This window comes from Amycolatopsis sp. 505, from assembly GCF_031625235.1.
Lineage (GTDB): Bacteria > Actinomycetota > Actinomycetes > Mycobacteriales > Pseudonocardiaceae > Amycolatopsis.
In genome coordinates, this window is sequence record NZ_JACKQP010000011.1 from 176,026 (window position 1) to 199,790 (window position 23,765).

Genomic DNA, 23,765 nt, shown 5'->3' on the forward strand with positions numbered 1-23,765 from the left:
ACCGTGGTGGGAACCGGTTTCCGGCCGCTTCAGGCCGTGCGGGCGCGGCACCAGTGCGGGCCGGTCGTCCAGCCGAGCAGCCGCCGTCCCGAGCTGTCCGGCAGCGTGCCGTCCGGGGTGAACGTCGCGCCCTCGACCACCGCGGCCAGCCCCGTCACCGCCGGGCCGAAACGCTCCGCCAGCCCCGCCTGCGTCACCAGCTCACGCAGCCGAGCCACCGCCACACGCTGATCTTCCTCCGCGCAGAAGCTCAAGAAGAAGACCGCCTGCCGCCACGCGTAGGCGACGTTCTTGATCAGCTGCCGGCTCCAGTACCGCTCTCCGGCCAGGCGGCGCACCACCCAGGTGAACACCTGGCCGGCCAGGTCGGGGCCCAGGCGCGACCGCAGCCCCAGGGTCTCCACGAGCACCGCCAGGTTGTGCGTGGTGAGGATCTGGCTGTGCTCGATCACCATCCCGTTGCCCGCCACCGACCGCCGCCGGCGGCCCGCCCGGGCCTCGCAGACCGCCGCGAAGTCGTCCGCCGTGCGTCGCAGCAGCTTGCGCGGTGGCGCCGGCCACTCGTCCGGCAGGTCGTAGTACCGCGCATACAGCGTGCCCGCCATGATCCGGCTGGTCGCCGCCGCCGCGGTGCGCCACTTGTCCGTGAACGTGCCCACGAAGATGTCCGCCGCCAGCTCCTCGAGCAGCGGCATCGGCAGGCCCGCCTGCTTGGCCAGCGCGCCGAGCTCACGCAGCAGCGTGTTCGGCAGGATCGCGTGCGGGAACGAGCCGAGCGCCAGCAGCACCGTCTGCGTCAGCGTCTGCCGCGCCGCCCGGGCGACGTCGGGACGCCGGGCCCGGAACGGCTCCAGCGCCCGGATCCACGGCAGCTCCTCGAACCGGACCTGCTGCTCGAGGTCGAGCAGCAACAGCCCCCGGCGACGGCGGAAGGCCGCGTACGTCTGCGCGTACAGCGCCGCCAGCCGCTCGTCTTCGACGTTCGCCGCCATCAGCTGCGCCGTGATCTGCGGCAGCACCACCGCCAGGACGTCGCCCGAGGTGATCACCCCGCGCGCGACCAGCTCCTCGACCGGTGCCTCCAGCGCGCGGGCCACCTTCGCGACCAGGTGCGGCGGGACGGCGTCGGCGACGACCGGGTCGAGCGCGGGGAGACCGCCGTCGCCGGGGTAGGCGTCCAGCCGGCCGGCCAGGACGGCCGCGAGCTCGGCGTGCGTCGGGCGCGCGGCCACCGCCGCCTGCACCGACCGCAGCGCGACCCGTCGTTCCGAACCCGGCTCGCCGTGCTTGGTGATCGTGTTGGCCAGCGCCCGCCGGATCCAGCCGACGTCGCGGCCGGTGAGCTCCGCGCTCGCGAACTGGCAGCGCCGCAGCGCCCGGGCCAGCCGCGCGAAGTTGCTCTTCGGGTGCGTGTGGGAGGTGGAGGCCGTGTGCCGCGCGCACGCCGCCGCGTAGTCGACGAGCCACTGCGCCCGCCGGGAGCCCCAGCCCTCGGGCCACGTCCGGCACGGCCAGCCACCGGTGACGCCGTCCTCGCCCAGCCGCGGCAGCTCGCCCTCGACCGTCTCCACCCACAGGGCGACCAGCCGGTCGTACAGCGGGTGCCACACCCGCAGCGTTTCCAGCATCGCCGTGATCGCGGGCTTGGTCTTCGCCGAGCGCAGCGTCGCGCGAACCTCGCCGACCGTGGCCAGCCGCACCAGCGCGCCGGACGGCCGCGGGGCCGCGCCGGGCAGCGGGGCCAGGCGCAGCCGGTGCAGCAGCGGCCGCAGCTCGGCGACCAGGTCGAGGGCGGCCTCGGCGTGGCCGTGGTCGAGCAGCCAGGCGAGCACCGGCAGCGCGGCGTCCTCCGGGAGTTCGACGCGGTAGGCCTCGGTGGCCAGCGCCGCGCGGAGGGCGGCGAGCCCGGCGTCGGTGAGGTGGCCGAGGTTGACGCGCTCGCGGTCGGTGCGGCCCGGTGCGCCGGCCGGGACGGCGGCGAGTTCCTCCGGGCGCACCGGGAGTTCGGCGAGGTACCGGCCGGTGGCGAACCCGCCGTGTGCGACCTCCAAGGTGACCCACGCCGGGGTGTCCGCGACCGGGGTCCGCGAGCCGACCGTCAGCGACCCGTCGGCCATGCCGGCCAGCACCGCCTGCCACCGGCCGGCCTTGGCGAGGGCGCGGCGGCGGACCCGTCCGTCCGTTGTGGACGAAGCGGTGCGCAACGCTCGTTCGAGCTGCCCGTAGGCGTAGCCGGGTGACGCCTCCTGTGCCATGTGGACTCCCCCTGGTGGAACCGGACTTGGAGGCAGGAGTCGAACCTGCGCCTTCCCGGATTCGAGCCGGGTGTTCTGCCTGCTGAACTACTCCAAGCTGCGGGGACCGCCGAGCACGCCGGGCGATTTCCCGCAGCGGCAACGGTAATCCGCCGCGGGGCCCGGCGCGACCGACTTTTCGCTCCGGGCTGCGGCGGGCCTCCGGCCGGGCTAGAATAAATACGAATCAAAGTCACGTTCAGGTTGGAGGCCGCATGACCGGCCCGGAGCCGATCGAAGCGGGCGTCCGCCTGCGCCGGGTGCCCCGCCAGGCGCGGTCCCGGCAGAAGCTGGCCCAGGTCCTGGCCGCCGCCGACCGCCTGCTCGCCGCGGAGGGCGTCGAGGCGCTGACCACCACCCGCGTGGCCGCGGAGGCCGGCGTGTCGGTGGGCGCGCTGTACCAGTACCTGCCGGACCGCGACGCCATCACCGAGGCGCTGGGCGAGGTCTACCTCGCCCGCCTGGAAGACCTCATGACGTCGTTCGCCGAGCGAGCGGCCGAAGAGACCTGGGAGGATCCCGTCGGCCTGCTCGTCGACGCCTTCGCCGGGCTCTACCGCGCCGAACCCGGGTTCCGCGCGCTGTGGTTCGGCCGCGGCCTCACCGACGGAACCCGGGAGGCCGACATCGCGCACAAGCGCGTGATGGCCACCGGCGTGCACCGCATCCTCGTCGCGCAGGACCTCCTGCGCGACGACTACGAGGCCGCGGTGGCCTGCCGCACGGCGTTCCTCGCCGCCGACGCCGTGATCCAGGAGGCCTTCCGCGGCGACGGTGCCACCGAACTGCTCGAGCCGGTCAAGACGATGCTGCGGGCGTATCTGGGGCAGCAGCCCCGGCCGTAGCGACGAGGAATTCCTCGCCCCGCACGACCCGCAGCCCGTCCGCGCGGTCCGCGAAGTACCGCTCGTCCAGCTCGGCGCCCGAGACGTGGACGACGTCGCGGAACCCGGCGTCGCGAGCCATCGCCAGCATTTCCCCGGGGGAGAAGGAGCTGACGAACGGCGTCCCCGCCGCCTCCGCCCGGCGAGCGGTGGCCTCGTGGCGGGCGCGTTCGCCGCCGTCGAGCAGGCCGGCCGGCAGCAGGAACGTCATCGCGAGCGTGGAGCCCGGGGCGAACCCGGCGATCCGGCGCAGCGTGGCCGCGTTCGCCTCCTTCGTCAGGTACATGCTGACACCGGTGGACGCGACGATCGCCGGTTCGTCCGGGGCGAAACCCGCGGCGATGAGCCGATCCCACCACGAGGCCGTCTCGAAGTCGACCGGCACGAAGCGCAGCCAGTCCGGCACGCCCAGGCCGAGTGCGGCCAGCCGGTCGCGTTTCCAGGCCTGCGGCCCCGGCTGGTCCACTTCGAACACCCGCAGCCGGGCCGCGAGTTCCGGGCGCCGCTGGGCGAAGGTGTCCAGCCCGGCCCCGAGGATCACGTACTGGCCGACACCCCGGGTGGCCTGCTCGGCGACCAGGTCCTCGACGAACCGCGCGCGGGCCACCATGCCCGCGCGGTAGCGGCCGGCGGTCGCCGGGTCCATGTCGTCGCGCCGCCGCCAGCCGTCGCCCGGATCGGCCAGCCGCAGGCCCAGGTCGTCGGCGAACACGTGGGGCGGCGGATCGACGGCGAGGTGCAGGGCCCGCCACAGCGCGGTCCGCACCGCCGTGCTGTCCGGCGCGGCCACGTCAGGCCGCGCCCGGCGCCGACAGCGTCCACGTGCGCCCGTCGGGGTCGCGGACGGTCATTTCCCTGGTCCCGTAATGGGTTTCCTCGAACGGGGTGACCACTTCGACGATCTCGTCGGCCTCGAACTTGTCCGCGTCCGGGACCTTGAACACGACCCGCGTCCGCGGCTCCTGGCTTTCGGGAACCTCGGCGATGAACAGCCAGGGACCGGCGCCGTTGCGCAGCTGCCCGGAGTTGTGGTCGGTCGCGAAGTCGATCTCGTAGCCCAGGGCCTGGAAGAACTTGGCCGCCTTGCCCCAGTTGTGCGTCTCCAGGTACATCGCCTCGATGCCCTCGGTCGTCATGTCAGTGCTCCTCTTCGGGATCGGTCGCCAGGTAGGCACGCAGGGCTTCGGCGACGAGCGCCGACAGTGACTGCCCGGTCTCGATGGCCCGGTGCTTGACCTGCCGGATCAGCCCGATCGGCAGGTACACGTTGAACTGCTTGACGTCGTCATCGCCCACGCCCCGAGGCTAGCATGCTAGCAAGCTAACAGCGCAAGTCCTGCTCTCCGGCTCCTCGACGCCGTGCCGCGGCAAGGTCGACACCGGAGTGACCCCGGGAACCGGTGCCGCTCACCGGCGTTCGAGGTAGCAGGCGAAGAATTCGCTCAACGTCGCCCGTTGGGTGGCGATGCTCCGGTCCGGGTCCACGGTGCCGACGAAGGGGGCGATCGCCGCCGGGTCGAGGCCGAGGCGGGGGAGGAGCACCTGGTAGTCGGTGTAGCTGAAGTGCTCGCCGTCCGGGAGGTGCTGCGCGCGGACCGGACCGCGCTGGTGGGCCAGGAACTCCTGCCACGAAGGGTCGGAGGTCGTGCTGTGGTCGCCGGCGCTCAGCAGTAGGAACGGCTGGTCGAGGCCTTCGTCGGCGACGCGGCCGTACTCGCGGTTCGACTGGGAGTACGACATGCTGCCATCGAGGTCCGCCCCCGCGTCGAGGCGTGGGTCCGACACCATCGTTTCTCCGGTGGTGAAGCCGCCCGCGGAGTGGCCGAACATGCCGGTGCGGGAGACGTCCGGGGCGAGCCCGGCGGGCAGCGGGCGGTGTTCGGCGTCCGGATTCCCGCCGCGGGCCAGGGTTTCCAGCGCGTCGAGCACGAACCGCGTGTCCGCGACGCGGGTCGCGATCAGCTGCCGGCCGGCGTCGGGACCGGAGGGAAGCACCCGCCGTTCGACGCGGCCGCCGGGGAATTCCACCGCGGCGGGCTCGTGCGTGTGGTCGATCGCCACCGTCACGTAGCCTTCGCTCGCGAGCTGCTCCAGCAGCGTGGTGCCGACCGAGCGCGGGTACTTGGCGCTGGGCGAGAAGAGCACGACCGGCCGCCGCCCGCCGGCCGCGGGAACCCCGGCGCGGGCGTGCGTGGGGAAGGTGTAGCCGAGCCGGTCGGCGGCGATGCCGAGCGCCCGCGCGTCTTCCTCGGCGATGACCTCGGCGGCTTCCGGCGCCTGGTAGGGAGCTTTCGCGCCGCCGCCGCCGGAGCGGGCGGGGTACCGGACGGTCACCATGAGTTCGCGGGTCGTCCCGGCGACCCAGGGGTCCGGCCGCGCGTGGTCGACGAGGTGCAGATCGACGCTGCCGACGGCGTAGGGACCGGTGGGGGCGGGCAGCGACAGCCGGGTGGCCGCGTGCGCCGGGAGCGCGGTCAGCAGCAGGACACCGGCGAGCCCGGCGGTGAGAAGGGTTTTTCGCATCCTTTGACCGTATTGACGGCTCGGACGCGGGACATCGGGATGATCACCCAGATCGACCCGGACAGGGCTGTGGCCCGGGCACCGGCCCGGGCCACAGCTGTCAGCGGTTTCAGAAGCCGTAGATCGTTTCGACGGCCCGCTCGGCGCTGGTCGCGACGAGCCCGTTGGCCCACAGCTGGTTGACCCGGCTGCGCTCGGCGGAGTTGGGCACCGCGTTGGTGCAGGACGGGCCGGGGCCGCCACCCGACATCAGCTCGGAGCACGGACCCGAGTAGTGGTCGGGCAGCCCGAGGGCGTGCCCGGTCTCGTGCGCCGCGATCCGCGTCGGGTTGTACTGGCGGGCCTGGGTGTAGTCGATGAAGATGGTGCCGCTGCCGTGCCCGTTGGTCGAGGCGTAGGAGCCGCGGGGGTCGTTGCCCTCGGTGTAGCGCAGGCTCGCGCCGGAGTTGCGCTCGACGAGCCGGACATTGGTGACGCTGCGGTTCCAGTTGGCGGCACCGGCGTTGATCACCGACCGGAACGTCGGTGCGCTGGCGGTGCTGTAGTAGACCGTGGTGACGGCGGCTTCCTGCTCGGTGGCGGCCGACGCGGTGCCCGCGGCGAGCGGGGTCACGGTCAAGGCGAGCGCAACGGCGCCGGCCAGGGCGAACTTCCTCGACATCGGAAGACTCCTCGTGGGGGGACGGGGATTTGCCGGAATTGCGCGCGCCGTCGAAAATTTACCCGGAAGACACCTTCGCCGGAGCCGACTAACGTAGGGCCCGCGAAGTGGTGATTTCCCAGTACCGAAGTCTGTTGACAGCGGCCTCGGTCACGCCGTCCGGGCGGTGTGCACCCGCGGCTGCGACCTGACCGAGCTCGACCGGGCGACGTTCGCGCGGCTCAGGGGAAGGCGGTCGGCGTGCGGCCGGCCGCCGTGATCACCGGAAAGTGAGGGCGAGGAGCTGCTGTTCCAGTTTCCGCGCGGCCGCCACGTCGATGCCGACGCCCCACAGCGGTGCCGTGCTCGCGCCGTCGGCGGCCGCGACCACCAGGGTGACCACGTCGGGCGGGAGACCGTCGTCGTGGAGGTCGCGCTCCCACCTCTGCGCGTCCGCGCGGGCCAGTTCGGCGATCTCCGGGATCGAGATCAGCAGCGCGATCAGGGCGATGGTCTCGCGGACCGCGACCTCGTCGTAGGAGGTGTCCAGCGACGCGCGGACGTACGCCCGCGTCAGCCGGCCCGGGGCGGTGTCGGCCGGGTCGAGCGCCGCGTGGACCTCGGTGCGGAACTCGTCGAGGAGGTCCTGGGCCAGCGTGCGCACCAGCGCGTCCTTGGCCGGGAAGTGGTACAGCAGCCCGCCTTTCGACACGCCGGCCGCCCGGGCGATGTCGTCCAGGGAGGCCGACACACCGCGGGTGCGGATGACCGTCGCGGCGGCGTCGAGCAGGGCGCGGCGCGTCTCTTCCGGGCTGCGCCCGGCCTTGCGAGGCATCTTCAGTCCTTTCCGGACGGAATGGTACGCCAGGCGATCACCGCGGCGACGGCGGTGACGGCGGCCGCCGCGAGCGACGTCACCTGCATGGCGCCGGTGAACGCTTCCCGTGCGGCGTGGGCGAGTTCCGAGTCCGGGGCCAGCACGCTCGCGGCCCCGGCGAGGGAGTCGCGGACCTCGGGCGGGACCGGGCCCGCCGGCAGGAACGCGCGGTAGACCAGGTTCACCACCGAGCCCAGGAGCGCGATGCCCAGGGCCGCCCCGAGTTCGTAGGCGGTCTCGGAGATCGCCGACGCCGAGCCGGCCTTGTCCTTCGGGACGGCGGAGAGCACCGAATCGATGGTCAGCGTCAGCGCCAGCCCGACGCCGAGCCCGACCGGGACCAGCGCCAGGCCCAGCCACCAGTACTGCGGCGCCCGTTCGGCGACCGAGATCAGCGCGAGGCCCAGCGCGGCGACGGCGAGCCCGGCCGCAATGGCCCGGCCCCGCCCGAGCCGCCCGGCGACCACGCCGACGGCGGCCACGACGACGATCGAGGCGAGCGTCGCGGGCATCTCCGCGAGCCCCGCCTGCAGCGGCGAGAAGCCGCGGACGAGCTGCAGGTACTGCGAGAAGAAGAACAGCAGGCCCATCAGCGCGAAGACCGCGATGAAGTCGGCCAGGACCGCGCCGCTGAAGGCGGGGTTGCGGAACAGCGCGACGTCGATCAGGGGAGCCTCGGCCCGTCGCTGACGGCGGACGAACAGGAAGCCGGACACCAGCCCCAGCACGGCCGCGACCGCCACCTGGACGTCGGGGCCCGAGCTGACGGCGTGCTTCACCGCGTAGACCAGCGGGACGATCGCGGTCAGCGACAGCCCGGCCGACAGCAGGTCGAACCGCCCGGGGTTCGGGTCACGCGATTCCGGCAGCAGCCAGGCGCCCAGGACCAGGAAGACGACGACGATCGGCACGTTGATCAGGAACACCGAGCCCCACCAGTAGTGCTCCAGCAGCGTCCCGCCGACCAGCGGGCCGAGCGCGATGCCCCCGCCGGAGCCGGCCGACCAGATGGCGATGGCGCGGGTGCGCTCGCGCGGGTCGGCGAACAGCGTCCGGATGAGCGACAGCGTCGACGGCATGATCGTCGCCCCGGCGACCCCGAGCAGCAGCCGCGCGACGACGAGCACGCCGGCGGTGGGGGAGAAGGCGGCCAGCGCGGAGGCGAGCCCGAAGGCGGTGGTGCCGATGAGCAGCACCTTCTTGCGCCCGAAGCGGTCGGCGAGGTTCCCGGCCGTGACCAGCAGCCCGGCCAGGGCGAGGGAGTAGACGTCGCCGATCCAGAGGATCTCGGTGGCGGTCGGCGCGAGCTCGCGGGTGAGCGACGGCACGGCCAGGTACAGCACGGTGCCGTCGACCGCGAGCAGCAGCACGGCGCCGACGAGGACGCCCAGCGCGGCCCAGCGGCGCCGGGGGCTCAACGGCCGGACGGAGGAGGGCAGAGTGCTGGTCATGCGGCTTACTATACCGTCTGGACGGTATAGTAAGCCTGGTGAGGCCGCTCACCCGCCGGAGTCAGGCCTTCGTCAGGAAGAAGTAGGCGTAGTGCTTGTCGAGCTCGTTGCGCGGCACGAGCTGGACCGCGGCGGGCGTCAGGCCGCAGCGCGACGCGAGCTCCCAGAACGCCGCGATCGGGTAGGTCGTCATCTCGGCGAGCCCGGACCGGTAGCCGCGGCGCCGTGGCCGGGTCCACCAGCTGCCCGTGTCGTACTTGATCTGGATCAGGGCCAGCCCGCCCGGGGCGAGCAGCTGCGAGGCGATGCGGAGCAGGCGCTCGCCGTACTCCGGGGTCGGAACAGCTCGAAGACGTAGAAGCTGAGGAAGACGTCGCAGGGTTCGCCGATCCGCGCCACCGCCGCTTCGGGCGCCTCGACGTCGATCGAGACGGGTGTGAACGGCGTGCCGCACGCGGCGGAGACCTCCCGCTCGCATTCGCGCAACGTGGCCGCGGAGATGTCGACGCCGATGTACTCCCGTGCGTGCGGAGCGAACTCCACGGCGTTCGCGCCACCGCCGCAGCCCCAGTCGACGATCCGGTCCCACGGCCGGGTGAAGCCGGTCATCTTCGCGCCGCGTTCGAACAGTTCCAGGTGCTCCCGGCCGATGCGCGACCACAGGTCGTTGTCCCGGAACACCGACGCGTCCCGCCAGTGCGAGTTCGCGAGCCACCGGTCGCCGGCGGGTTCGCGCCAGTACGCCTGGGCGTCGGTCGAGATCCGGCTTTCCGATTGCCGGGCACCCACGCCGGTCAACGTCCGCTGGACGAGCTCTTCGGCTCGCCGGGCCAGTCGTTTCGCCTGCCGGGTCGCGGTCGACGTACTCGGCGCCAAGCTGAACATTCCAGTCACCGTCCGGGGGAGTGGGGAGGGGAGGGCCGACAGGGGAATTGTCGTCGGCGTCACGGTTGTTGTGTCGGGGCGAAGGTCCTCCGCCCGTCCCGGGGAAGACAGGACCCGAACCGGGCCGTCCGGCCCTGTTCACCGGTACGCTGGAAGAAGCGGAGGAGGCGACGTGACGGCCGAGGAACTGATGATCGAGTTCGCCCTGACGCGCCTGGACCACCCGGACCTCGACTTCGAGGAGATCGCCGCGCTCGTCGTCCGGCGGGGCGGCCCGGACCGGGAACTGGAGTTCGCCTCCCGCAACCTCGCCGACCGCGGCGAGCTGCGCGGCGCGGCGTTCCCGACGGCGGTGGAGTACGTCCTGCGGGTGGTGCTCACCCTGCGGGGGCCGTCGGACTAGTCCACTGTGGACTCGGAGGTCTTCAGGCGTCGCCCGCGGCGCGGCTCAGGCCCCGGCGGTCGAACACCAGCTCGCGGGCCGTCCCCAGCGCGGTCGCGATGGCTCCCGCCAGGACCGCGTCCTCGCCCAGCTGGCCCGCCACGATCTCCGGGACCACCGGGGTCGTCGCGGCCAGCGCCCGCCGCATCGGTCCGGCGAGCAGGTCCGTGTTGCCGCCGATACCGCCGCCCAGCACGATCAGGCGCGGATCCAGGACCGCGGTGACCGACGCGACGACGTACGCCAGCTTCTCCGCTTCCTCCTCGACCACGCCGAGCGCCACCTCGTCGCCCGCGCGGGCCAGCCGGAAGACGTCCTTCGCCGACCGCGCCTTCGCCAGCCCGCGGGCGCGCGCCGCGGCCAGCACCGCCTGGCCCGCCGCCGCCGTTTCGACCGGTCCCGGGCGCCTTGCTCCCGCACCCGACGGCCGCGGGTCCAACGGCAGGTCCGCGATCTCGCCCGCCGCGCCGTGCGCGCCGCGGAACAGCTTGCCGTCGACCAGCAGGCCCATCCCGATCCCGGTGCCGACCGTCAAGCACACCAGCACGTCCACGTCCAGCGCCGCGCCGAGGGCGTGCTCCCCGACCGCGCACAGGTTCGCGTCGTTCTCCACCACCACGTCCGAACCCGCGGCGGCCAGCGCCGAGACGAGCTCGTGCAGCAGCCCGCGCCGTTCCCAGCCCGGCAGGTTGGGCGCGCGGTGCACCGTGCCCGTCGCCGGATCCGGGACGCCCGGCGTGCCGACCACCGTCGAGACGACCTCGTGCGGGCTCAGCCCAGCCGAGGACACCGCCCGCTCGACGGATTCGCCGACCGTGCGCACCAGCGCGCTCGCAGAACGGCACCGGTTGGGCTCGTCGAGCCGGGCGACGATGCTGCCTTCGAGGTCCGCGACGGCGATCCGGAGGACCCGCCGCCCGATGTCGACGCCCACGACGTGACCCGCGTCCGGTGCGGCCTGGTAGACGACCGCCGCGCGGCCCGGGCCGGCCAGGCTGCGCCCGGTGGTCCGGACCAGACCGTGCTGCTCGAGGTCGAGCAGAGCCTGGCCCACCGTGGGTTTCGACAGCCCGGTGTCGGCCGCGATCCGGGGTCGCGTGGCTTCGCCGTGCGCGCGCAGCCGGTCCAGGACCAGCCGCTGGTTCAACGCCCGCATGTGCGCCGGCGTCCCGACCTGCGGCCCGTTTCGTCCCACGCGTCCTCCTGAGTTGCCGCAAGTTTATCCGCGAACCCTTCCGGCTCGGGGCGTTCTATGTTAAGAAACTTTACTAACTACTAGTCGGAGGCACGTCGTGAGTTCACCCACTCGTTCCGGGGAGCCGCCCGCCCTGGAGCGCAAGATCGGCCCGCTGCAGGCCACCGCGATCAACATGACCCAGATGTGCGGGATCGGCCCGTTCGTCACGATCCCCGCCATGGTCGCCACCATGGGCGGCCCGCAGGCGATGTTCGGCTGGATCATCGGGGCGATCGTCGCGCTGGCCGACGGGCTGATCTGGGCCGAACTCGGCGCCGCGATGCCGGGTGCCGGCGGCACGTACCTCTACCTGCGCGAAGCGTTCCAGTACCGCACCGGCCGGCTGATGCCGTTCCTGTTCGTGTGGAGCGCGGTGCTGTTCATCCCGCTGATCATGTCGACCGGCATCATCGGCCTCGTCCAGTACCTCGGCTACCTGATCCCGGGCGTCACCGACGACGCGGGCACGACCCCGCTGGGCAAGGTCATCGGCGTCGGCATCACCCTGGTGATCATCCTGGCGCTGTTCCGGAAGATCGGCCAGATCTCCAAGCTCACGACGGTCCTGTTCGTGATCATGCTCGCCGCGGTGCTGACGACGATCGTCGCGGCGTTCTCCCACTTCAGCGGCGCGCAGGCGTTCGCCTTCACCCCCGGCGCGTTCAGCTCGGCCGGCGAGGGCACCTTCTGGGGCGGCCTCGGCGCCGGCCTGATCATCGCGATCTACGACTACCTCGGCTACAACACCTCCGCCTACCTCGGCGGCGAGGTGCGCGACCCGGGGCGCACGCTGCCCCGCTCGATCATCTTCTCCATCGTCGGCATCATGGGCCTGTACTTCCTGCTGCAGGTCGGCGTGCTCGGCTCGATCCCGCTCGACCAGCTGAAGGACGCGAAGTCCGTCGCGTCGTCGGTGCTGGAGCAGGTCTGGGGCACCGGGACGGCCAAGGCCATCACCGTGCTGATCGTGATCGCCGCCATCGGGTCTGTTTTCGCCGGGCTGCTGGGCGGCTCGCGCGTGCCCTTCGAAGCCGCGCGCGACAAGGTCTTCCTGCCGGTGTTCGGCAAGCTGCACCCGAGGCTGCACCTGCCCACCGCCGGCGTGCTCACCATGGGCGCCATCACGATCGTCGGCTCGCTGTTCACCCTGACCGAGGTGATCAACGCGGCGGTCGCGACCCTGGTCATCATCCAGTCGCTGGCGCAGGTCGCCGCGATCGTCGTGCTCCGCCGCCGGCAACCGAACCTGAGGCGGCCGTACCGGCAGTGGCTCTACCCGGTGCCGACGATCATCGCGCTCGTCGGCTGGGTCTACATCTACAAGTCGGCCGAATGGCTGTCGATCTGGCTGTCGCTGGGCTGGATCGCCGTCGGCGCGATCGCGTACCTCGTCTACGCCAAGGCCGAGCACACGTGGCCGTTCGGGCCCAAGGAAATCAAGGAAGCATTCGCCACCGAACCGGAAGGGGCTCAGGCATGACCCGGAAGCTCGCGGTCCTCGCCGCGCTGCTCCTCGTGCCCGGCGTGCTGAGCGTGGCCGCGCCGGCGTCCGCGCAACAGGACCTCGCCCAGCAGGATTTCGCACGGCCGCACGGGCTCACGACGATCGGCCTGCAGGGCTGGCAGGTGCTGACCACGGCGAGCGTCAAGGACGGCGGCGACAAGGTCTCCACGCCGGGGTACGCCACCCGCGGCTGGTTGCCGGTCGAGCCGGACGACGCCGGCGCGCCCGGCACCGAAATCAACGCCCTGGTGCAGAACGGCAAGTGCCCGGACGTGTTCTACTCCGACAACCTGCGCAAGTGCTTCGGGTACGTCGACAAGCTCGGCCCGGTCGTGACGAAGCCGTTTTCCGATCCGTGGTGGTACCGCACCGACTTCACGCCGGACATCCGGCCGGGGCAGCACGCGAAGCTGACCATCCCGGGCATCGTCGGCGAGGGCGACGTCTGGGTGAACGGGACGCTCGTCGCCACGAAGGACGTCGTGAGCGGCGCGTTCGCCGGGCACACCTTCGACGTCACGAAGCAGGTGAAGCCGGGGCGTAACACCCTGGCGATCAAGGTCTACCCGAACGACCCGACGAAGATGTACACCCTCGACCAGGTCGACTGGGGCCAGATCCCGCCGGACAACGACACCGGCATCCAGTTCCCGCCAACCCTGCAGGTCTCCGACGCGCTGACCGGCGACAACGCCCACGTCGTGCAGGACAACGCGGCCGACCTGTCCAGCTCGAAGCTGACGGTGAAGCTGGACGTCACCAACAACGCGGCCACGGCGCAGACCGGGGACGTCGCCGCGACGGTAACCCCGCCGTCGGGCGCGCCGATCGTCGTCAAGCAGCGCGTCACGATCCCGGCGAACACGAAGCGGACGGTCGCGTTCGCGCCGGTGAAGATCGCTCACCCGAAGGTGTGGTGGCCGTACTCGATGGGCGACCAGCCGCTGTACACGCTGACCACCGCGGTCTCGCAGGACGGCGTGCTCTCGACGTCGTCGAAGAGCGCGTTCGGCATCCGCACGGTGACCTCGCGCCTGGTCGGGAAGTCCGCGCCATTGCCCGAAGGCGCGCGGCAGTTCACCATCAACGGCAAGGACTTCGTGTTCCGCGGCGGCGGCTTCGCGCCGGACCTGTTCCTGCGGTACGACAAGGCCGACACCGCGCACCAGCTCGCGCTGATCAAGAACCTGGGCCTGTCCGGCGTCCGGCTCGAGGGCCACGACATGCCGCAGGACTTCTACGACCGGGCCGACCGCGCCGGCCTCCTGGTGATCGGCGGGTTCCTGTGCTGTGACGCCTGGCAGCCGGAGGACGCCTCGACGCTGACCGAGCGCGACTACCGGATCATGCACGACTCGGCGTACACGATCGCGCAGATGGAGCGGAACCACCCGAGCGTCTTCAACTACGGCTGGAGCGACAACGAGCCGGTGCCGCGCCAGGAGTCCGAGACGCTCAAGGCGTTCCAGGAAGCCGACTTCCAGGTGCCGGTAATCGCTTCGGCGGAGTACAAGAGCACGCCGACGCTCGGGCAGTCCGGGGAGAAGGAAGGCCCGTACGACTGGGTCCCGCCGACCTACTGGTACGACAGCTCGCACTTCGACCCCGAGGACTCCTCCCGCACGAACGCCGGCGGCGCCTGGGGCTTCGCGAGCGAGCAGAGCGCCGGGCACACCGTGCCGACGCTCGATTCGATCAAGCGGTTCCTCTCGCCCGCTGAACAGGCGAAGCTCTGGCAGGACCCGGAGTACAACCAGTACCACGCCAACTTCGAGCCGGGCCACGGCGGTTACGCGTTCGGCACGCTGTACACGCTGGACCAGTCCATCCTGCAGCGGTACGGGAAGTGGAACTCGCTCAAGTCCTATGTGGACCTCGCGAACATCGCGAACTACGAGAACACCCGCTCGCAGTTCGAGGCCTTCCTGCACCACTCGACGGACCGGGCGAACCCGGCCACCGGCGTCGTCTACTGGCAGCTCAACAAGGGCTGGCCGACGCTGCTGTGGTCGCTCTACAACGACGACGGCGACCAGCCGGGCGCGTACTTCGGCGCCCAGAAGGCCAACAAGCCGCTGCACGCGATCTACGGCTACGACAACGGGTCGGTCACCCTGGACAACCTCGGGGCGACCACGCAGTCCGGGCTTTCGGTACGGGCCCGGGTGCTCGACACCGCGGGCAAGGTCCTCGACGACCAGACGGTTTCGGGTCTTTCGCTGGGTTCGCAGGGCGTGCGCACGGGCGTCCTGAAGCCGAAGGTCCCGGCCGAGACGAAGGCGCCGGCGCCCGCGCAGGTCTACTTCGTCGAGCTGCAGGTGACCCAGGGCGGGAAGGTCGTCGACCGGAACGTCTACTGGCTCTCGACGCAGAAGGACGTCGTCGACTGGGCCAAGACGCTGGGCAACCCGCAGGCGACGCTTTCGCAGTACAGCAACCTGCAGGCGCTGCAGAACCTGCCGAAGTCGCAGGTCAGCGCGGTGGCCTCGACCCGCCCGAGCGGTGCGGGCCTGGTCACCACGGTGACGGTGACCAACACCTCGAAGACGCCGGGGGCGGCGTTCTTCCTGCGGGCCGACGTCCGCCGCGGCACGCCGGACGGGCGGGAAGCGCCGGGGGACAACCAGCTCGCGAACGCGACCTGGGACGACAACGACATCACGCTGTGGCCGGGCCAGTCGCAGACGCTGACCGTCACCTACCGGGCCGCGGACCTGCGCGGCGCGGCCCCGGTGATCAGCGTCGACGGCTTCAACACCGGCCGGATCGTGGTGCGGGGGACGGGAGGGGCGCACGCGTGAGCGAGGACCGGATTCTCGGGATCGACTTCGGCGGCACGAAGGTGGCGCTGGGGCTCGCCGACCGCGACGGCACCCTGCTGGCGACGCGCCGGCTGGACACCGACGCGCACGCGGGAGCCGAGCAGGTGGTGGTGCGCGCGCTCGCCGCGGCCAGGGCCCTCCTGGCCGACGAGGGTGCGACGGCCGCCTGCATCGGCGTCGTCAGCCCGGGGATCGTGCTGCCGGACCGGATCCTGCTCGCGCCGAACGTGCCGGGGTGGGAACAGCTGCGGCTGGCGGAACTGGTGGCCGCCGAGTTCCCGGCCTCGCCGATCTCGGTGGGCACGGACGCGAAGGCGGCGGCGCTGGCGGAGTGGCGCTGGGGCACGCTGGCCGGCGCCGACCCGGCGGTGTTCCTGTCACTCGGTACCGGCATCGCGGCGGCGGTGCTGGTCGGCGGCCGGGTGCTGACCGGCGCCAACGGAGCTGCCGGCGAGATCGGGTACAACCTGCTCTCGCCGCAGGACACCGAGGGTTTCGCGAGCGGAGCGGCGCCGCTCGAGGAAGCCGTCGGTGGGCGTGGGCTGGGCGGCCGGGCGAGCTCTCTGCTCGGCCGCCCGGTCACCGCGGGGGAGTTGTTCGCGCTGGCCAAGGAGAACGTCGAGGCCAAGGAGCTGGTCACGGCCGCGCTCGACGAGCTGTCGATGCACGTGGCCAACCTGGCGATCGCCCTGGACCCGCAACGCATCGCGGTCGGCGGCGGGCTCGTGCGCTCGGCGGACGTGCTGCTGCCGGCGTTGGCGGACCGTCTCGCGCACGCGGTGCCGTTCCCGCCCGAGCTGGTGGCGGCCCGCTTCGACCAGGACGCTGCGCTGCTGGGTGCGGTGGCGCTGGCGCTGGGCGGGTAGGCGTCCGGGTGGTGTGCCGGTGCCCCGACCCGGCACACCACCCGGCTTCAGGCTTGGGCGGCGGCCAGTTCTTCGGTCCTGCGGAACGCCGCGGGGGAGAGCTGGAACCACACGAGGACCGCGCTGACGGCCTGGACGCCGGCGCCCATCACCCAGACCGCGCGCAGGCCGAAGTGCGCCGCGACCAGGCCGCCGGCCAGGGCACCGAGCGGGGTCAGGCCCCAGGCCAGCGCCCGGTGGCTGGTGAGCACCCGGCCCAGCAGCGGCGCCGGCGTGAAGCGCTGGCGGCTCGACTGCGAGCAGACGTTCCAGATCAGCACGGTCGCCGTCAGCGAGATCAGCACGGCACCCACCAGCGGCGGCCACGGCGGGACGATCGCGATCAGCAGCGTCACCACGGCCCCGAAGCTCTGCGAAAACCGCATCGACCACGAGTAGCCGAGCCGGTCCACCACCTTCTGCACCACGAACGACGACGCGACCCAGCCGACGGCGAGGCAGGCGAGCAGCAGGCCGTAGCCGACCGGGCCGACGTGCAGGACCTGCGTCGCGTAGAGGACGAACATCGAGTTGCCGGCGCTCGCGGCGAACGAGCCGAGGGCGACGTTGATCGTGATCGACCGCAGCAGCGGCGTGCGCACCAGGTGCCGCAGCCCGCCGGAGAGGTCCCGCAGCGGGTGCGTCGTCGCGGCCACCACGGACTCGGACGGGATCCGGCGGGCCAGCAGCACGGCGAGGAGCGCACAGCCGGCGGCCAGCCACGAGGGCGCCCCGGCGGCGACGGCGATCAGGAACCCGGTCAGCGGCGGCACGACGAACCGCACCACGCCCTGGTCGATCACCGTGAGCCGCGCGTTGGCGTGGGCGAGCCGCTCAGGGCCGACGACGTCGGGGACGAGCGCACCGCTGGCGCCATCCCCGAGCACCCGCGCCGAGGTGATGACGAAGGCGACGACCAGCAGCACGGGCAGGGTGAGCACCCCGGCGGAGGCGACGGCGGCGAGCACCACGGCAGCCCCGGTGAGCACGGCGTAGGCCCAGGCCAGCACGGTGGTCCGCCGCACCCGGTCGATGAGCACCCCGGCGAACAGGGACAGCAGCAGCCACGGCGCTTCCCCGACGACGTTGATCAGCGAGACCTCGCGCGGATCGGTGGTGACGGAAACCGCCAGCAGCGGGATGGCGGCCAGCAGAAGGCCTTCGGCGGACGAACCGGACACCGCGACGGCCTGCAGCCGCACCCACCTGGACGCCATGAGCCCGAGCTTGCCGAAGCGATCGGTGAATTCCAACCGATTTACCGGTCAGGGGTGGGAAAAGGTCAGCGGCGCACCCGGGTCGATTCGCGGACGACCAGCTCCGGGGTGAAGACGACGGCCTGCCGTTCGGGTTTCGTGTCCGACGTCTCCGCCAGCAGTAGTTCCGCGGCCGTGCGGCCGAGGCGGCGAGCGGGCTGGCGGACCGACGTCAGGGGGACCGCCGCCGCGGCCGCGAACTCGATGTCGTCGTAGCCGACGATCGCCATCTCGTCCGGGACGCGCACGCCCGCGCCGACCATCGCCTGCAGCACGCCTAGGGCGAGGAGGTCGTTCGCGCAGAAGACCGCCGTCGGCCGCGGGCTCGTGCCGAGCAGGCGTGCACCGGCGTCGCGGCCGGAAGGGACGTCGAGGCCGATCGCCTCCAGCACGGTCAGTTCCGCTCCGGAGCCGGCCAGTGCGGTGCGCAGGCCCTGCTCGCGGTCGCGGCACTGGGCGAGGATGGCGGGCCCGTTGACGAACGCGATCCGCCGGTGCCCGGTCTCCAGCAGGTGCCGTCCGCCGAGCGCGCCGCCGGCGACGTCGTCGACCGACACCGAGCTCGCCTCCGAGGCCGGAGCCTTGCGGTCCACGAAGACGTACGGCGTGCCGGTGCGCCGGAAGGTCCGCAGCGCCTCGCCGGACGTCGCGACCGGGCTCAGGAGCACCCCGCGCACCCGCTGCTCGGCGAACATCGCCAGGTAGGACGCTTCCAGCTCGGACCGCTGCCCGCTGTTGCAGGTGATGATGTTGAGGCCCTCGGCGTGCGCGGCCTGCTCGGCCCCGCGGGCGACGTCGACGAAGAAGGGGTTCCCGAGATCGAGCACGAGCAGCCCCATGACGCGGCTGCGCCCGGCCCGCAGCTGCCGCGCGGACTCGTCCCGCACGTACCCGAGCTCCTCGATCACCGAAAGCACGCGGCTGCGTGTGGCGGCCGCGACGACGTGCGGCCGGTTGACCACATTGGACACCGTGCCGATGGAGACGCCCGCGCGCTTGGCGACGTCCTTGATGCCGACCACCGGACCCCCTCGTTGAGACGTGCGAGCCTACCACGATCTGAAACGTTTCAGGAGCCGATTACCGACGTTGGTCGGATGATCGCGCCGCTAGGCTCGGGCCGGGTGTGCCTGCCACGGGGAGGAGTCCGGGTGCGGATCTTCACGATCGTCCTGTCACTGGTGCTGACGTGGGTGTTCGCCGGGGCGGTCGCCTCGGCTGCGCCCATTGTGGAAGGCGACACCGACAATCCCGTCACCGCCGCGCCGGGCGTCACCCGGCCCGGTACGCCGCACTGCACCGTCACGCTCGCCGACGGCTTCCGCTCGAACGCCGCCGATGGCAGCCCGCGGTACTACGAAGGCACCCTCACCCCGCCCAAGGCCTGCCCCGGGCCGTGGGCGAAGGTCGTCATGGATCAGACCGTCACCGTCAGCGGGCGGCAGTACGACCGGATCGGCGACCTGCGGATCGGCGGCACCGAAGTCTGGTGGGGGACGACCGAGGAGCCCAGCGGCGAGGGCCGCCGCGCGATCACCTACCACTTCGACAAGGACCTGACGCCGTACTCCGCCCTGCTGCGGACCCCGCAGCCCTTCCACGGCGGTGTCGAGAACTACACCTCGCCGATCTACACCGGTGTCTACGCCCAGACCGTGACGCTCACCTACTACCAGGCCGATCCCCGGCACCCCGCGCCCGAGACGCCTGCCCACGTCGCCGGGTTCGGGCACGCCGACGCGACGCCCGCCGCGCCCACCGTGCACTTCACCGCCCAGGGCCTGCCGCGCAACATCACCCGCGCCTACCTCGAGGTCACGCTCGAAGGCCACGCCTGCGACGAGCAGTGGTTCGACGACGTCCCCGACGCCGTGGCCGCGAAGTACCCGGCGGCCGGCCTCTGCGGGAAGGGGCCGTACCGCGAGGCGAACTTCGCGATCGACGGGATCGCCGCCGGGAGCGCGTTCACCTTCCCGCACATCTACTCCGGCGGGATCGTGCCGCAGCTGTGGCGGCCGGTCGTCGCGATCGACACCTTCAGCCTGCACGCCGAGACCTACGACGTCACGCCGTTCGCGGGCCGTCTCGTCGACGGCGGTACCCATGACCTCTCGTTCTCCTTCCCGGACATCGGCGGCGAATTCACCGTCGTCCCGACGCTACTGCTCTACACCGACAAAAACGCGGCGCAGACGTCCGGCGCCCTCGTCCAGCACGACGTCGCGGCCGCGACGGCCCGGCAGACGACGGTCAAGGACATCTCCGGCGGCGTGAACGTCACGGTCACGGCCAAGCGACACGACGTCACGGCCGGCTACGTCGACACCTCCGCCGGCCGGGTGTACACCCGCGTCGAGCGCACCCGCGACTACCGCAACAGCGACGACGTCACCGGCGGCGGCTTCACCCAGCACGTCGTGCAGGCGGACTCCGGGCAGCAGACGTCGACGTCCACAGTGGACGGCCGGGTCCGCGCGACGAGGCACACCTGGTCCTACCCGCTGACCACGGACGCGACGGCGAACATCACCGACGACCAGAACCTGCGGATCTCCGGCTCGGTGGACATGACGAAGATCCTCGGTGACGCCACCGGCGACGGCCGGAACTGGCGGCCGGTGAACGCGTCGCGGGAGTGGCTGGCTTCATCCGGGGTGCTGGCCCGCACGAACGGCGTGAACACCGAAGCCGACGGCCGCTCGAAGACGCTCTTCACCGGCTCGGACGACCTCGGGCGGCCATACTTCCACTACGTCGCGAGCGAGCACGGGCTGATCACCGAGAACCGGGAACTGCCACCGCACTGACTAGGCTGCCGCCATGGCTTCCGGTCAGGTCTCGGTCTGGGTACCCATCGTCGTGGGCGTCATCGGCCTGGTCGGGGTCGTCACGGGCCAATTGATCAACAGCCGCCGGGAAGACCGGCGGTGGGAGCGGGAAGCCGCGCGGGAGGAACTGCGGCACCGGCGAGAGGTCGAACGCCTGGCCGCCGAGCGCGCCCACGCGATCACGCTGCACTGGTCGCAGGAGCGCAAGGACGCCTACGCCGGTCTGCTCAAGGAGACCGGCGAGTACCTGAGCGAGCTGCTCAAGTGTATGGAGGCAGTGGCGCGTGGCGAAACGCCCGGTGAGTCCATGAAACTCATGGGCGAGCATGCGCACGCCGCCGCGTCCTTCCACGCGGCGGTCGACATCCTCGCCTCGCCCCGCATTCGCGCGCTGGCCGACGATCTCGTGCAGGCTGCGGTCGGCGCGCGGATCACCGTCAGCTCCTCCACGGGCATGGACGTCCACTCCCGGGAGGTGGCTCTGCGCGAAGCCGAGCGCGCCAGGGACGCGTTCCTGGCGGAAGTCCGCGCGGAACTCGGCGTCGACACCCTGGCCGGATAGGGTCCGGCCCATGACCGAACCCGCCTTCGTGACCGAGACCCGGATCGCCTACGACACCGTCGCCGGCTCCTACGCCGAGCAGTTGCGGGACCTGCTCGACGAGAGCCCCTGGGACCGGGCGATGCTGACCACCTTCGCCGAACTGGTCGGGACGAGCGGCCCGGTCGGTGATCTCGGCTGCGGCCCGGGCCGGCTGACCGGGTACCTGGCCTCGCTCGGGCTGGACGTGTTCGGCGTCGACCTCTCGCCCGGCATGGTCGAGGTGGCCCGGCGGACGCACCCCGGGCTGCGCTTCGAGGTCGGTTCGATGGCCGCCCTCGACCTCGGCGACGGCCACCTGGCCGGGGCGGTGGCGTGGTACTCGCTGATCCACACCCCGCCGGCCGAACTGCCGCCGGTGGTGGCGGAGTTGGCGCGGGTGCTGGCGCCCGGCGGCCGGCTGCTGACCGGGTTCCAGGTCGGCGACGAGCGCCGGCACATCACGCACGGCTACGGCCACGACGTCTCCTTCGACGCCTACCGGTTGCCGCCGGACTACGTGGCCGACCTGTGCGTCGCCGCCGGGCTGGTGGTGGAAGCGCGGCTGGTCCGGGAACCGCACGGTCCGTACGAGAAGACGCCGCAGGCGTACCTGCTGGCCCGCAAGCCGGCGTGAACCCCGTCTCGCCTTCCCTCACCCGATCGGGCTAGTACGGTACTGTCGGTCCCATGGGGAGTCTCCGCTCACGGGTCCTGGGCTGGGTCGGCCGGCGCTACCTCGCCCGGCAGTCGAAAAAGGGCTTCGACCTCGAAAAGATGTCGTCGATCCTGCCCGATTCGGCGCTGCTGCCGCTGAAGCGGGACGGCCTCGACCCGGTCCCCGCGATGGCCGCGCAGCGCAGCGAGGCGCCGATCGGCAAGCTCGACCTGCCGTTCGGGATGAACGCCTGGCTCGTCACCGGCTACGACGAGGCGAAGGCCGTCCTCGGGAAGGCCACCGGGTTCTCCAGCGACTTCGGCAACCTCGTCGGCAACGCCGGCGTGACCGCCGACCAGAACCCGGGCGGCCTCGGCTTCGCGGACCCGCCGGTGCACACGCGGCTGCGGAAGCTGCTGACGCCGGAGTTCACCATGCGCCGGCTCGGCCGGCTGGCCCCGCGCATCGACGAGATCGTCGCCGAGCAGCTCGACGCGATGGCCGCGGCCGACGGCCCGGTCGACCTGTGGCAGGCGTTCGCGCTGCCGATCCCGTCGCTGACCATCTGTGAGCTGCTCGGCGTGTCCTATGAGGACCGCGAGGACTTCCAACGGCTGAGCACCGCCCGCTTCGACCTCTTCGGCGGCGCGGGCGCCTCGCTCGGCGCGATGTCGGAGTCGCTGACGTACCTGCTCGACATCGTCAAGAAGCAGCGCGAACAGCCCGGGGACGGCCTGCTCGGCATGCTGATCAAGGAACACGGCGACGAGATCGACGACCGCGAGCTGGCCGGCCTGGCCGACGGCGTGCTCACCGGCGGCCTGGAGACCACGGCGAGCATGCTGGCGCTCGGCGCGCTGGTGCTGCTGCGCGACGAGAAGGCGATGGACGCCGTCCGCGGCGACGACGAATCCGTGCACCGCTTCGTCGAGGAGCTCCTGCGCTACCTGACCGTGGTGCAGATGGCGTTCCCCCGGTTCGCCAAGGAGGACATGGAGATCGGCGGCGTGCGCATCGCCGAGGGCGACATCGTGCTGGTGTCGCTGTCGGCGGCCGACCGTGACCCGAAGCTGGGCGCGGACATGGAGACGTTCGACGCGACCCGCGAGCCGACGTCGCACCTGGCGTTCAGCTACGGCATCCACCGCTGCATCGGCGCGGAGCTGGCCCGGATGGAACTGCGCACGGCGTACCCGGCGCTCGTCCGCCGCTTCCCGAACCTGCGGCTCGCGGTGCCGGAGGAGCGGCTGTCGTTCCGCAAGGTGTCCATTGTGTACGGTCTGGACGAGCTGCCGGTGCTGGTGGACTGACGTTCAGCGGACCCCGCGCGGCCGGAACTGGATGCTGATCCGCGGCCCGGCCGCCCGGGTCGTCTTCGGGACCGCGTGTTCCCACGTGCGCTGGCACGAGCCGCCCATGACGATCAGGTCGCCGTGGCCGAGGGCGTACCGGCGGAGGTCGCCGCCGCCGCGCGGGCGCAGGGCGAGCTGGCGGGCGGTGCCCACCGAGAGGATCGCGACCATGGTGTCCTCGGTGCTGCCGCGGCCGATCGTGTCGCCGTGCCACGCGACGCTGTCCCGGCCGTCGCGGTAGTAGCAGAGCCCGGCCGAGCGGAACGGCTCGCCGAGTTCGCCGGCGTAGTGCTCGCTCAGCGCGGCGCGAGCTTCGGCCAGCACGGGGTGGGGGAGCGGCTCCGACTCGCCGTAGAAGCACAGCAGCCGGGGGACGTCGACGACCCGGTCGTACATCTTCCGCCGCTCCGCCTGCCACGGGACGCCGGTGACGAGGCCGGCGAACACCTCGTCGGCGCCGGCGAGCCAGCCCGGCTGCACGTCGACCCACGCGCCGGAGCCGAGTTCGGTCCGGCGGGGCGCCAGGGCGTGCAGCGTGACAGGGCCGGACTCGCCGAACAGCGATGCCTGCAGAGCCGGAGTGGTCATGGGTCCGACCGTACACGATGTTCGAACAGATGTTCTATG

The 23,765-nt window shown here is 72.1% G+C and carries 23 protein-coding genes and 1 tRNA gene; 9 read left to right on the plus strand and 15 right to left on the minus strand.

Translation table 11 applies throughout. The features are described from left to right. Window positions 1–29 precede the first annotated feature (29 nt). Window positions 30–2,255, minus strand: coding sequence for a hypothetical protein (locus H5965_RS36180; protein ID WP_310975496.1), 2,226 nt, complete (start codon window positions 2,253–2,255; stop codon window positions 30–32). Window positions 2,256–2,279: 24 nt separating this feature from the next. After that, window positions 2,280–2,352: transfer RNA gene (locus tag H5965_RS36185), tRNA-Ser, on the minus strand. Window positions 2,353–2,509: 157 nt separating this feature from the next. Between H5965_RS36185 and H5965_RS36190 the strand changes: the two genes are divergently transcribed. Next, on the plus strand, window positions 2,510–3,139 hold the full coding sequence (locus H5965_RS36190; protein WP_310975497.1) for a TetR family transcriptional regulator: 630 nt from the start codon (window positions 2,510–2,512) through the stop codon (window positions 3,137–3,139). Here the strand turns inward: H5965_RS36190 and H5965_RS36195 are convergent. The 9 genes from H5965_RS36195 to H5965_RS36235 form a co-directional block, all read right to left on the minus strand. Next, window positions 3,093–3,968 carry a class I SAM-dependent methyltransferase gene (locus H5965_RS36195; protein WP_310975499.1) on the minus strand — a complete coding sequence of 292 codons (876 nt, stop codon included), beginning with the start codon at window positions 3,966–3,968 and terminating at the stop codon, window positions 3,093–3,095. The two genes, H5965_RS36190 and H5965_RS36195, sit on opposite strands and share 47 nt — an antisense overlap. Window position 3,969: 1 nt before the next feature. Then, window positions 3,970–4,314, minus strand: a complete 345-nt coding sequence (locus tag H5965_RS36200; protein ID WP_310975501.1) for a VOC family protein — start codon at window positions 4,312–4,314, stop codon at window positions 3,970–3,972. Between the two features lies 1 nt (window position 4,315). Continuing rightward, window positions 4,316–4,474: a ribbon-helix-helix protein, CopG family gene (locus H5965_RS36205; RefSeq protein ID WP_310975503.1), complete on the minus strand. Its 159-nt coding sequence runs from the start codon at window positions 4,472–4,474 to the stop codon at window positions 4,316–4,318. A 111-nt stretch (window positions 4,475–4,585) separates the two neighbouring features. Further along, window positions 4,586–5,701, minus strand: a complete 1,116-nt coding sequence (locus H5965_RS36210; RefSeq protein ID WP_310975505.1) for an alpha/beta hydrolase — start codon at window positions 5,699–5,701, stop codon at window positions 4,586–4,588. 109 nt (window positions 5,702–5,810) lie between these two features. Next, on the minus strand, window positions 5,811–6,362 hold the full coding sequence (locus H5965_RS36215; RefSeq protein WP_310975506.1) for a snapalysin family zinc-dependent metalloprotease: 552 nt from the start codon (window positions 6,360–6,362) through the stop codon (window positions 5,811–5,813). Window positions 6,363–6,621: 259 nt separating this feature from the next. Beyond that, window positions 6,622–7,176 (minus strand): TetR family transcriptional regulator, encoded by a 555-nt coding sequence (locus H5965_RS36220; protein WP_310975507.1) that lies wholly within the window; start codon window positions 7,174–7,176, stop codon window positions 6,622–6,624. A gap of 2 nt (window positions 7,177–7,178) precedes the next feature. Continuing rightward, window positions 7,179–8,669, minus strand: a complete 1,491-nt coding sequence (locus H5965_RS36225; RefSeq protein ID WP_310975509.1) for an MFS transporter — start codon at window positions 8,667–8,669, stop codon at window positions 7,179–7,181. A 61-nt stretch (window positions 8,670–8,730) separates the two neighbouring features. Beyond that, window positions 8,731–8,862, minus strand: a complete 132-nt coding sequence (locus H5965_RS36230) for a hypothetical protein (protein WP_310975511.1) — start codon at window positions 8,860–8,862, stop codon at window positions 8,731–8,733. Window positions 8,863–8,936: 74 nt separating this feature from the next. After that, window positions 8,937–9,554 carry a class I SAM-dependent methyltransferase gene (locus H5965_RS36235; protein ID WP_310975512.1) on the minus strand — a complete coding sequence of 206 codons (618 nt, stop codon included), beginning with the start codon at window positions 9,552–9,554 and terminating at the stop codon, window positions 8,937–8,939. A gap of 172 nt (window positions 9,555–9,726) precedes the next feature. Here H5965_RS36235 and H5965_RS36240 point away from each other — a divergent pair, with 172 nt between their 5' ends. Continuing rightward, on the plus strand, window positions 9,727–9,957 hold the full coding sequence (locus H5965_RS36240) for a hypothetical protein (RefSeq protein ID WP_310975513.1): 231 nt from the start codon (window positions 9,727–9,729) through the stop codon (window positions 9,955–9,957). A 22-nt stretch (window positions 9,958–9,979) separates the two neighbouring features. On the opposite strand, the gene H5965_RS36245 is transcribed toward H5965_RS36240, so the two are convergent. Beyond that, window positions 9,980–11,152 carry an ROK family protein gene (locus H5965_RS36245; protein ID WP_310975756.1) on the minus strand — a complete coding sequence of 391 codons (1,173 nt, stop codon included), beginning with the start codon at window positions 11,150–11,152 and terminating at the stop codon, window positions 9,980–9,982. Window positions 11,153–11,288: 136 nt separating this feature from the next. Here H5965_RS36245 and H5965_RS36250 point away from each other — a divergent pair, with 136 nt between their 5' ends. Genes H5965_RS36250 through H5965_RS36260 form a run of 3 tightly spaced genes read left to right on the plus strand, consistent with a single transcriptional unit; the run spans window position 11,289 to window position 16,425 of the window. Further along, window positions 11,289–12,713 (plus strand): APC family permease, encoded by a 1,425-nt coding sequence (locus tag H5965_RS36250; RefSeq protein ID WP_310975514.1) that lies wholly within the window; start codon window positions 11,289–11,291, stop codon window positions 12,711–12,713. After that, on the plus strand, window positions 12,710–15,538 hold the full coding sequence (locus H5965_RS36255) for a glycosyl hydrolase 2 galactose-binding domain-containing protein (RefSeq protein ID WP_310975515.1): 2,829 nt from the start codon (window positions 12,710–12,712) through the stop codon (window positions 15,536–15,538). Before H5965_RS36250 ends, H5965_RS36255 begins: the two co-directional genes overlap by 4 nt. Then, entirely contained in the window at window positions 15,535–16,425 is an 891-nt protein-coding gene (locus tag H5965_RS36260) for an ROK family protein (RefSeq protein ID WP_310975516.1), read from the plus strand. The genes H5965_RS36255 and H5965_RS36260 overlap by 4 nt, the downstream gene beginning before the upstream one ends. Before the next feature lie 47 nt (window positions 16,426–16,472). Here the strand turns inward: H5965_RS36260 and H5965_RS36265 are convergent, their stop codons facing one another. Both H5965_RS36265 and H5965_RS36270 read right to left on the minus strand, forming a co-directional pair. Continuing rightward, window positions 16,473–17,681, minus strand: a complete 1,209-nt coding sequence (locus H5965_RS36265; protein ID WP_310975519.1) for an MFS transporter — start codon at window positions 17,679–17,681, stop codon at window positions 16,473–16,475. Window positions 17,682–17,746: 65 nt separating this feature from the next. After that, a complete protein-coding gene (locus tag H5965_RS36270) occupies window positions 17,747–18,742 on the minus strand; it encodes a LacI family DNA-binding transcriptional regulator (RefSeq protein WP_310975520.1) in 996 nt (331 codons plus the stop codon). A 129-nt stretch (window positions 18,743–18,871) separates the two neighbouring features. On the opposite strand from H5965_RS36270, the gene H5965_RS36275 reads away from it, so the two are divergent. Genes H5965_RS36275 through H5965_RS36290 form a run of 4 tightly spaced genes read left to right on the plus strand, consistent with a single transcriptional unit; the run spans window position 18,872 to window position 23,096 of the window. Then, entirely contained in the window at window positions 18,872–20,527 is a 1,656-nt protein-coding gene (locus H5965_RS36275) for a peptide-N4-asparagine amidase (protein ID WP_310975522.1), read from the plus strand. Window positions 20,528–20,540: 13 nt separating this feature from the next. Beyond that, on the plus strand, window positions 20,541–21,110 hold the full coding sequence (locus tag H5965_RS36280) for a hypothetical protein (RefSeq protein WP_310975523.1): 570 nt from the start codon (window positions 20,541–20,543) through the stop codon (window positions 21,108–21,110). A gap of 10 nt (window positions 21,111–21,120) precedes the next feature. After that, window positions 21,121–21,765, plus strand: coding sequence for a methyltransferase domain-containing protein (locus H5965_RS36285; RefSeq protein ID WP_310975525.1), 645 nt, complete (start codon window positions 21,121–21,123; stop codon window positions 21,763–21,765). Window positions 21,766–21,818: 53 nt separating this feature from the next. Continuing rightward, window positions 21,819–23,096, plus strand: coding sequence for a cytochrome P450 (locus H5965_RS36290; protein WP_310975526.1), 1,278 nt, complete (start codon window positions 21,819–21,821; stop codon window positions 23,094–23,096). 3 nt (window positions 23,097–23,099) lie between these two features. Here H5965_RS36290 and H5965_RS36295 read toward each other — a convergent pair whose 3' ends face one another. Next, window positions 23,100–23,726, minus strand: a complete 627-nt coding sequence (locus tag H5965_RS36295; protein WP_310975527.1) for an alpha-ketoglutarate-dependent dioxygenase AlkB — start codon at window positions 23,724–23,726, stop codon at window positions 23,100–23,102. Window positions 23,727–23,765 lie beyond the last annotated feature (39 nt).